The sequence below is a fragment of the Synechococcus sp. OH2 genome (assembly GCF_047462155.1).
GTDB lineage: Bacteria > Cyanobacteriota > Cyanobacteriia > Thermostichales > Thermostichaceae > Thermostichus.
Window position 1 is genome coordinate 213,971 of record NZ_JANSIR010000095.1, and the last position, 10,275, is coordinate 224,245.

The 10,275-nt window shown below is 57.7% G+C and carries 4 protein-coding genes and 2 pseudogenes; 4 read left to right on the top strand and 2 right to left on the bottom strand.

The features are described 5' to 3' along the window. Positions 1-273: pseudogene (psaB, locus tag NW835_RS09485) on the bottom strand (photosystem I chlorophyll a apoprotein A2); the annotation flags it as partial. 21 nt (positions 274-294) lie between these two features. Then, positions 295-2,562 (bottom strand): photosystem I core protein PsaA, encoded by a 2,268-nt coding sequence (psaA, locus tag NW835_RS09490; protein WP_414365602.1) that lies wholly within the window; start codon positions 2,560-2,562, stop codon positions 295-297. Positions 2,563-2,893: 331 nt separating this feature from the next. On the opposite strand from psaA, the gene ureC reads away from it, so the two are divergent. From ureC to NW835_RS09510, 4 genes and pseudogenes are all read left to right on the top strand, one after another. Beyond that, entirely contained in the window at positions 2,894-4,612 is a 1,719-nt protein-coding gene (ureC, locus tag NW835_RS09495) for an urease subunit alpha (RefSeq protein WP_414335744.1), read from the top strand. A gap of 412 nt (positions 4,613-5,024) precedes the next feature. After that, positions 5,025-6,293: a metallophosphoesterase family protein gene (locus NW835_RS09500; protein ID WP_414370199.1), complete on the top strand. Its 1,269-nt coding sequence runs from the start codon at positions 5,025-5,027 to the stop codon at positions 6,291-6,293. 2 nt (positions 6,294-6,295) lie between these two features. Continuing rightward, positions 6,296-9,892 (top strand): AAA family ATPase, encoded by a 3,597-nt coding sequence (locus NW835_RS09505; protein ID WP_414415149.1) that lies wholly within the window; start codon positions 6,296-6,298, stop codon positions 9,890-9,892. Beyond that, positions 9,882-10,275, top strand: a pseudogene (locus NW835_RS09510) (NurA domain-containing protein); the annotation flags it as partial. The gene NW835_RS09505 and the pseudogene NW835_RS09510, both read left to right, overlap by 11 nt.

Consider the following 10,275-nt stretch of genomic DNA (forward strand, 5'->3'; position numbering starts at 1 on the left):
GTGGGCGATGGGGGTGACGCCGGTGGGGTTGGCCACCCATTGCTCGTAGTTGCCTTGCCAGGCGATGTGGAAGACGTTGCCCGAGGCCCACAGGAAGATGATCGCCAGATGGCCGAAGTGGGTGGCAAACAGCTTTTGGTAAAGCCGCTCCTCCGTCATGCCATCGTGGGTCTCGAAGTCATGGGCGGTGGCAATGCCATACCACAGACGTCGAGTGGTGGGATCACTGGCCAGGTCTTGGCTGAATTGCGGAAAACGAGTTGCAGTTGTCATGATTCTCTCTTCCTCCTTGCCTTAGCCGAGTGCGGCAAACCGTGCCAGGAAGAACGCCCACGTGGTGACGATCCCACCCAGCAGGTAGTGGGCCACACCGACCGCCCGACCCTGGATGATGCTCAGGGCGCGGGGTTGAATGGCCGGAGCGACTTTCAGTTTGTTGTGGGCCCAAACGATCGACTCAATCAGCTCCTGCCAGTAGCCACGGCCGCTGAACAGGAACATCAAGCTGAAGGCCCAGACGAAGTGGGCGCCCAAGAAGAGCAGCCCATAGGCCGACAGCGCCGAGCCGTAGGAGTTGATCACCTGCACCGATTGCGCCCACAGGAAGTCCCGCAACCAGCCGTTGATGTTGACGGCGCTGGCTGCAAAGTTGCCGCCCGTGATGTGCTCAATCGTGCCGTCCGGGTTGACGGTGCCCCAGATGTCGCTCTGCATCTTCCAACTGAAGTGGAAGATCACAATCGAGATGGCGTTGTACATCCAGAACAGCCCCAGGAAGACGTGATCCCAGCCGGAGACCTGGCAGGTGCCGCCGCGGCCTGGCCCGTCGCAGGGGAAGCGGAAGCCCAGCTTGGCCTTATCGGGGATCAGGCGCGAAGAGCGGGCAAAGAGCACCCCCTTGAGCAGGATCAACACCGTGATGTGGATGGTCATGGCGTGGATGTGGTGCACCATGAAGTCCGCCGTGCCCAGCACCATCGGCATCATGGACACCTTGCCGCCCACGGCCACCACGTCGCCGCCGAAGATGGGGCTCACCGAAGCGCCCACATAGGGAGCGGTGCTGGCGATGGCGTTGGTGTGCAGGGATTGAATCCACTGGGCAAAAATGGGCTGCAGTTGGATGCCGGTGTCCGAGAACATGTCCTGCGGACGGCCCAGCGCCTGCATGGTGTCGTTGTGGACGTAGAAGCCGAAGGCGTGGAAGCCCAGGAACAGACACACCCAGTTCAGGTGGCTGATGATGGCGTCGCGGTGGCGGATTACCCGATCCAGCACGTTGTTGCGGTTTACCGCTGGGTCATAGTCCCGCACCATGTAGATGGCCCCGTGGGCAGCGCCGCCAACAATGAACAGTCCCCCTATCCACATGTGGTGGGTAAAGAGGGAGATCTGCGTGGCGTAGTCGATGCCCATGTAGGGGTAGGGGTTCATGGCGTACATGTGCTGGGCCACGATGATGCTCAGGGATCCCACCATGGCCAGGTTGATGGCCAGTTGGGCATGCCAGGAGGTGGTCAGCACTTCGTAGAGACCCTTGTGGCCTTCGCCGGTGAAGGGACCCTTGTGGGCTTCCAGGATCTCTTTAATGGAGTGGCCGATGCCCCAGTTGGTGCGGTACATGTGGCCCGCCACGATAAACAGCACGGCAATGGCCAGGTGGTGGTGGGCCTGATCCGTCAGCCAGAGGGCGCCGGTTTGGGGATCCAAGCCCCCCTTGAAGGTGAGGAACTCCGCGTACTTGCCCCAGTCCAACGTAAAGAAAGGCACCACCCCGCTGAAGAAGCCCCAATCCACACTGGGGAACATCTCCTTCATCAGGGCCGGCTTGAGGATGAACTCGTGGGGCAGAGGGATCTGAGCCGCCGGCACGCCCGCATCCAACATCTTGTTGATGGGGATGGCCACATGAATTTGGTGACCAGCCCAGGCCAGAGAGCCCAGCCCCAGCAGGCCCGCCAGGTGGTGGTTGAGCATCGACTCCACGTTCTGGAACCACTCCAGCTTGGGAGCCCGCTTGTGGTAGTGGAACCAGCCGGCAAACAGGCAGAGGCCAGCCATCACCAAGCCACCAATAGCGGTGCAGAGGAGTTGAAACTCATTGGTGATGCCGGCAGCCCGCCAGAGGTGAAATAGGCCCGACGTGATGCGGATCCCTTCAAAGCCGCCGCCCACATCGCCGTTGAGGATCTCCTGGCCAAAAATGGGCCAGACCACTTGGGCGCTGGGCTTGATATTGATCGGATCCGCCAGCCAAGCGGAGTAGTTGGAGAACTGAGCGCCGTGGTAGTACATGCCGCTCAGCCAGACAAAGACCACCGCCAGGTGGCCGAAGTGCGCAGAAAAGATCTTGCGAGAGACGTCTTCTAGGTCGCTGGTGTGACTATCGAAGTCATGAGCAAGAGCGTGGAGGTTCCAGATCCAGGTCGTGGTCTTGGGGCCACGCGCCAGGCTGCGATCGAAGTGTCCCGGCTTGGCCCATTTCTCAAATGAGGTGGGAACCGGATCGATATCAACCGTCACCTTAACCTTTGGCTCTCGCTCCTTGGGTGTAGTTGTCATCAAGAACTCCTCTCTTGCGACAAGGAACGAAGCATTCCCGCCCATCGTCAGGAAACCCCCCAGGGCGGGACTTACCAGGCATTATAGGTCAGGGTTTGTAAACCCCCTGTCGCTTCACAATAATTAAACGAGGGATCCCTTGTCTGATCAGGGTCGGCGTCGATTGGCAATCGTTTTTCCAATTGTAGATGTAAATATATGTAACGAATTTTCACCAACCCAATCTGCTCTGGTGAAATGAACGCTGAGAACTGGGCAACGGGCAGCAAGGGATCCTCTGGGTGGGGATATGTGGTAGAAAGCTGACAGCTTCCTGCGCAGATGTCCTTCTATGACTCTGGAAATTCCCCGTCGCCAGTACGTCAGCAACTACGGCCCCACAGTAGGGGATCGAGTGCGTCTGGCGGATACCGAGCTGATCATCGAGGTGGAGCAGGATTTCACCACCTACGGCGAGGAGATTAAGTTCGGCGGCGGCAAGACCATCCGCGACGGCATGGGGCAATCGCCGACGGCCACCCGCGCCAACGGGGCTCTGGATCTGGTGATCACCAACGCCCTGATCTTGGACTGGTGGGGCATCGTCAAAGCCGATGTGGGCATTCGCGACGGCTACATTGTCGGCATCGGCAAGGCCGGCAACCCCAACATCCAGACGGGGGTGACACCAGGCATGGTGGTTGGCCCCAGCACCGAGGTGATTGCCGGCGAAAACTTGATCCTGACGGCAGGCGGGATCGACGCCCATGTGCATTTCATTTGTCCTCAACTGTGCGAGTTTGCCATCGCTTCGGGAGTGACTACCCTTTTGGGTGGCGGAACCGGGCCGGCCACAGGCAGCAACGCCACCACCTGCACACCGGGGGCCTGGAACTTGGGGAAGATGTTGCAGGCGGCGGAAGGGTTTCCGGTCAACTTGGGCTTTTTTGGCAAGGGGAACGCGGCGTTTCCTGAAGCTCTGCGGGAGCAGGTGGAAGCGGGGGCCTGCGGGCTGAAGATCCACGAAGACTGGGGATCGACGCCGGCGGTGATCGATAGCTGTCTGCAGGTTTCGGATGAATACGACATCCAGACCCTGATCCACACCGATACCTTAAATGAGTCGGCCTTTGTGGAAGACACCATCGCCGCCATCAATGGCCGCACCATTCACACCTTTCATACTGAAGGGGCCGGAGGTGGGCACGCCCCCGACATCATCCGCATTGCTTCCGAGCCCAACGTGCTGCCCAGCTCCACCAATCCCACCCGTCCCTTTACCCGCAACACCATCGAAGAGCACCTGGACATGCTGATGGTGTGCCATCACCTGAGCAAAGAGGTGCCAGAGGACATTGCTTTTGCCGAAAGCCGCATTCGCCCCCAAACCATTGCCGCTGAAGACATCTTGCACGACATGGGGGCCCTCAGCATCATCTCTTCCGACTCCCAGGCCATGGGCCGGGTGGGAGAAGTGATCATTCGCACCTGGCAGACCGCCCACAAAATGAAAGTGCAACGGGGGCCTCTGCCGCAGGATAGCAGCCGCAACGACAACTTTCGGGCCAAGCGTTACGTAGCTAAGTACACCATCTGCCCTGCCATTGCCCAGGGCCTCAGCCACATCATCGGCTCGGTAGAGGTGGGCAAGCTGGCGGATCTGTGCCTGTGGAAGCCGGCTTTCTTTGGGGTTAAGCCGGAGATCGTCCTGAAGGGGGGCTTGATTGCCTATGCCCAAATGGGGGATCCCAACGCCTCGATTCCAACTCCGCAGCCGGTGTACCCTCGGCCTATGTTCGGCAGCTTTGGCCGCGCCCTGAGCGAGACCAGCCTGCTCTTTGTCTCCCAGGCTGCCCTAGACCTGGGGATCCCAGAAAAACTGGGGATCCAACGCCGGGCCGTAGCGGTCAAGAATTGCCGCGAGATTGGCAAGGCGGATTTGAAACTCAACAGCAGCACCCCTCACATCGAGGTCAACCCGGAGACGTATGAAGTACGGGCCGATGGAGAATTGCTCACCTGTGAGCCGGCAGAAGTCCTGCCGATGGCGCAACGATACTTTTTGTTCTAGGCTAGCGGCAGCAAGTAGCGTCTCGCGGCTTCTGGGCTTTCAGGAGAGGGGCCGGAGCTTCTGGAGCCGTTGGCTAATGTCACCGGGTCCGTAGCCAGCAGCGGCGGGGCGGCACCTACCTCTAGTGGTGGCAATGCGGGCAAAGCTGCAAATGACCGGGAAGGGATCCCTATATCGGGTTGAGCACTAGGGTTTGTCTGGTAAACGAATCCCGGCACTTCCCGACCCTTATCTTCGTTGAGTCAACACACCATGGCTTACGCCACGCTGCGCGAACCGATAGCGTCTTGTGGCACGAACGGCTTTCATCCCGACACTGATTGGCTCTTGGGTAAACACAGTTCACCCCTACAGTGCGGGGCTTCCCGCCGATTAGGCTAAACTGTGGGCAATTTGCTGGCAGGTTCGGGCGATGGCCACTTCTACCTGCACCTTTTTGCATCTAGCCGATGTGCATCTGGGCTACGACCGCTACAACAGCCCGGAGCGGAGCAAAGATTTCTTTTTGGCCTTTCGGGATGTGGTGCGCCGCCATGCCATCCAGAACCCGGTGGATTTTGTCCTCATCGCCGGGGATCTGTTTGAGCATCGGCAAATTCAGCCTGGCGTCCTCAACCAAGCCCAGATTGTCTTGCGGGAGCTAAAGCAGGCCGGGATCCCCGTCTTGGCCATTGAGGGCAACCACGACAATCGCCCCTACGGTGTCAAGACCAGTTGGCTGCGATACTTGGCTGATCACGGCGAACTGATCCTGCTGGAGCCGGAAGCAGGAGAGGAGGGTTTGGAGCTGCGCCCCTGGGCAGGGGGGCGGGGGGGCTATCTAGACCTGCCCTGTGGGGTACGGGTGATCGGATCCCAGTGGTACGGGTCGGCGGCCCCCAAGTCAATCGAGCAGTTGGCGGCGGCCATTCGCCGGCTGCCCCCCGGGCCCGAGCGGGTGGTGTTGATGTTTCACCACGGGCTGGAGGGGCAAATTGCCCGTTACCAAGGGGCCTTGCGCTACCGGGATCTGCTGCCTTTGCGGGAGGCGGGGGTGGGCTACCTGGCTTTGGGGCACATCCACAAAAGCTATACGGAAGAGGGCTGGATCTTCAATCCCGGATCCCTGGAGGCCAACAGTAGCGCCGAGTGGGACTTTCCGCGGGGAGCCTACCGCGTTTGCTGGGGAGATGGCCCGCCTCAGGCTGAGCTGGTGCAGGACTACTATCGGCGGCCTCACCGACGGATCTCTCTCGAAGCCAAGGGCCGGGAAACCCCCGAAGAGATTGTTGCAGCCGCAATTGCCTTGGCCAAGGGATCCGACCTTCCCGAAAGTGGGCTAGAGCCAATGGTGGAGTTTCGGCTGGTGGGGCAGGTGGGCTTTGCCAAGCACGAGCTGGATAGCCGCGCCCTGCAGCAGCAGATTCAGCAGCTTACCGGTGCCCTGCTGGTTCTCTTCCGCTTCGAAGCCACTACTTTGGAGATCGGGTCGGCTGCTCTTTCCCTCGAAGAAGAAGGGCGCAGGCTGCAAATTGAAGAGAAAATCTACAGGGATCTGCTGAGCAGCCATGCCCACTACCGCAAGCGCAGCGAAGAGCTGGCACAGTTACTCTTGGATCTCAAAGAGAAAATCCTGGACGGGCAAGGCGAAGCGGAAGTGTATGCTCACCTGAGCGGCGCCTTTCTGGGGGAAGAAGACTGACCATGCGGATCCTCTCTCTGGCTCTACAGAACTTCAAGTCTCATGAGGACGCCTTCTTCGAGTTTGAGCCCGGTATCAACGCCATTTGTGGAGAAAATGGAGCAGGCAAGACCAGCATTCTAGAGGCCATCGCCTGGGTTTTGTTTGACTACTGCCCCTACAACCAAGAAGAACTCATCCGCACAGGCGCCAACGATGCGGTGGCTACTGTCCAGTTTATTTCCCAGTGGGATCAGCGCACCTATGACGTTCGTCGCAGTGTCAGCCAGGGATATCGCCTCTTCGATCCGCAATTGAAGCAGCGCCTAGATTACGAGCGCAAGGCAGATGTGCTGGCGTGGCTGAGGCAACATTTGGGCGTGCCCGCTGGTACTGATTTGGCACGGCTCTTTGCCACAACCATTGGGGTACCCCAGGGCACTTTCACCGCAGATTTTCTCAAAACCAGTCGGGAGCGGAAAGAAGTTTTCGACCGCATCTTGAAGGTAGAAGAGTACCAGCAAGTTGCAAAGGATCTGCTGGCAGTTGAAAAATACAGTGAGGCGCAAGTTTTGGCCGTCAAGCATCAAATTGAGCTGCTCCATCAACAGATGCAAGACTGGGATCCACTCCAAGTAGAGCAGCAGAGAATTGAGCAAGAACTGAGGCATTGGCAGGAGCGCTTAAGCCACCATACCCATACCTTGGCCGAAGTGAAGTTGGAGCTGGAGCGGCTGGAGAAGCTGCTTGCGCAAATCCAAACGCTCGACCAGCAAATTGCTCAACTGGAGCAAGAGGGATCCCTGCTGGCAGTAGCCCTTGAGCAAGCCGAAAAGCTGTGGGCAGAGGCCCAGCAAGCGCAGGTACAACAACAGCGCCATCAAGAGGGATCCCAGCGCTTTCTGGCCATAGAAGATCGGTTGCGGGAGCTGGAAAAGCAACGGCAGCAGCGCCTGGAGTGGCTGAAGCAGCGGGAGGGCCTGCTCTCGCAAAAGCAGAACCTCGAAAACCAACTGGCGAGGCTGCAGGAAAAACTAAGCCAACAACAGCGCTGGAAGCAGGAGCTAGAGGAGCTGGCTCCCCAGATTCAAGCCCAAGAGGAGCTGGAGCGCCGACAAAGCCACTGGGCTCAGCAGCTCGACACCTTGCTCCAACTGCACCGCGACTGGGAGCAGCTTCAGGGAGAATGGTCAGCCCACGCCGGGCGCTGTCAACTGCTGCAAAGCCGCGTCCAAGAGGCTGAACAGGCGCAGGCCATTTGTCAACAGCACCAATCAGCCTACAGGCGTTATCTGGAGTTGGAGGCTTGGGTGGCAGAGCAAGAGGCGTTGCGACGAACACGGCAGACTTTGACAGCTCAGCGGGAAACTTTACGGCAGCAGCTCCACCAACTCCAATTGCGAGAATCCGAATATCGACAACAGCTCCACCTCTTCCACAAAATGGAGGAGGAAAAGCTACACCTGCAAACTCTCTGCGAAAAGCAAATTGCCCTGGAACAACGGTACTCTCAAATTGGCCAGAAGTTGGCCTCTTTTCAGGCCCTGCGCCTAGAACTAAGACAGAGAGAAATAGAACAGGAACAGGGCCGGGCCCAGTTGGAACAGTTGCGGCTGCAGCTTCGACAGCGACAGGCCGATCGAGAGCACGTAGCCAAGATTCCCCTCCTTGAGGCTCAACAAGAGCGACTGCAAACTCAGCTCAGCCGCCTGGCTGCGGCGCGGCAATTTCAGCAGGAACTCCAAGCCCTTGTCGAGCAGGGCTCTCACCAACTGGCCCAGCACAACCACAGCATTCAAAGTCTTGTGGAGGAGCTGGCCGCTTGCCAACAGAGTTATCCGCAACTCCAACCTCTATGGCAGCGGATCCCGCAAGTTCTGGCCCAGTCTTCAGCCCTCAGCCAACAGCTACTGCAATCCATCCAACAGATTCTCCAGGATCTTTCCCCGCAAACTTGCGAGCCTCAGTTACGCCAGCAACTGGCCGATATCCAGAAGCAACTCAAGACTTTGCAGCCCCTGCTTGGCTTAACGGCGCAGATTCCCGAGTTAGAAGCTCAAATTCAACAGTTGCTGCAATGGCAAAACGAACGCCAGAGCAAAATTGAGGATCTTCAGTGGAGCCTCGAGGCGGAGCCAGACTTTCTTCGGCAACAACAGGAAATTGGCCAAGCGCTGCAGGCACTAGGGGATCCCAAAGGACAAATCCAGCGCCTGGAAAAGGAGCTCAACCATAAGCCGAGAGTTGAGCAAGAGTACCAGCAAGTTGTAGCCAGCATCCAGCAACTTGAACAACAGATACAAACCCTGGAGCAGCAGCTTCAGCCACTTGCCGATCTAGACGAGAGAATTGCCGCTTTACGGGAGGAGCAGAGCTGCCATCGCAACAGCTATGAAACCGTTATCCGTATGCAACCACTTGTCCAAAGTTTGCCACAACGAAAAGATGAACTGCAAGCAGCTCAGTTAGCCCTAGAACAGATCCAGCAAGCCAAGCAGGAAAAACAAGCCCAAATTGATCGCTGGGAGAAAACAGAGGGATCCCAAGATTACCTGCAAGCCCAAATTGCAAAAGCTGCTGAAACCTTGAAGTCCCTGGGAGATCCCAGAAGCCGGGCCGAGCGGCTGAAAGCAGAGCTCAAGCTGGAAAGACAGTACCTGCAAACGCAGGCAGGGTACCTACAGCAAATCCAGGATTTGGAGGCAGCACTCCGTCCCCTTGAGGAAGCGCTGCTGCAAACTGAGCACTTGGATCGAGAGCTGGGATCCCTGCAAGAACAGCGCGAACACTACCGAGCGGATCACGAGCAATATCTACGTCTGGAGCCTATTGCCAAACTGCTCCCCCAACGAGAACAAAAGCTCAGTGAACTGAAGGCGCAACAGCAAGCATTGCAAACCCAACTGTCCCGATTACGGGCAGAGCGGGATCCTTTGGCTTCCCTCTATCAGCCTCAGGAGCACCAACGTCTACACTCCCTTTTGCAGGCCACCGAAATTCAAAAGGCCGAGGCCCAAGCTCGCCTGGAAAGCCTTGCCCCTCAACTGCAGAAAATCCAGGAAAGGTTACAGCAACTGGAGCGGGTGAGAGAAACCTTAAAACAAGTTGAGACGCAACGCATCGAGAAAGAGCGGCTGCATCGCTTCATTAAGTTTAGCCGAGATACCTACAAAAAGGCCGGCCCCCAAATTACCCAATACTATCTACAGCAGATCAACAACATTGCCGATCACCTCTTCCGGGAAATCCTCAACCGCCCCAATGTTGCCCTCACCTGGGAGGCCGACTATGAGATCCGCGTTCAAGAGGGAGGCGGCCCCAAACGACGTTTTGCCAGCCTCTCTGGAGGAGAGCAGATGTCGGCAGCTCTGGCAGTTCGCCTGGCTTTGCTCAAGGTGTTAGGACAGTTGGATATTGCCTTCTTCGACGAGCCCACCACCAACATGGACGCCCAGCGGCGACAGCGGTTGGCAGAGGCCATCACCAATTTGCGATCTTTTGAGCAGCTATTTGTAATCAGCCATGACGATACCTTTGAGCAAGTAACGGAGAACATCATTCGGGTGGAGAGGCACTCCAGCTCTGACCAGATGAGGAGGGATCCCATCTATGGTATTTAGAGCTGACCGGGTTCTGGCGGTATTGCAGCAAAAGCGAGAGGCTTTCGTGACTTTTGATCAAGGGCTATCGGAGCGCAGAGAAGGGTATCGGCAGGCCATGAAAAGCTTGTGCCGGTGGTCGAGCGCAGAGATTGCTGAAAAAACAGCGCTTTTGGACTTTCCCGGTGCCCTGCCCACTCAAGAATGGGATCTTCATTCCGGTTGGGCAATTCCTTTTAAGCAGCAATGGGCCAGCTACGAAGAAAGCTGTGAGTGGGCAAGGTCGGTTATCAAAAATATTCCCACCTTTGCAGTAGACGGATCCCAGATCTATCCCAGCAAGGATCTGTCGATCCCGGTGGCCTTGGTGCAGATCGGCTGGGATGAGAATCATCACTGTGCCC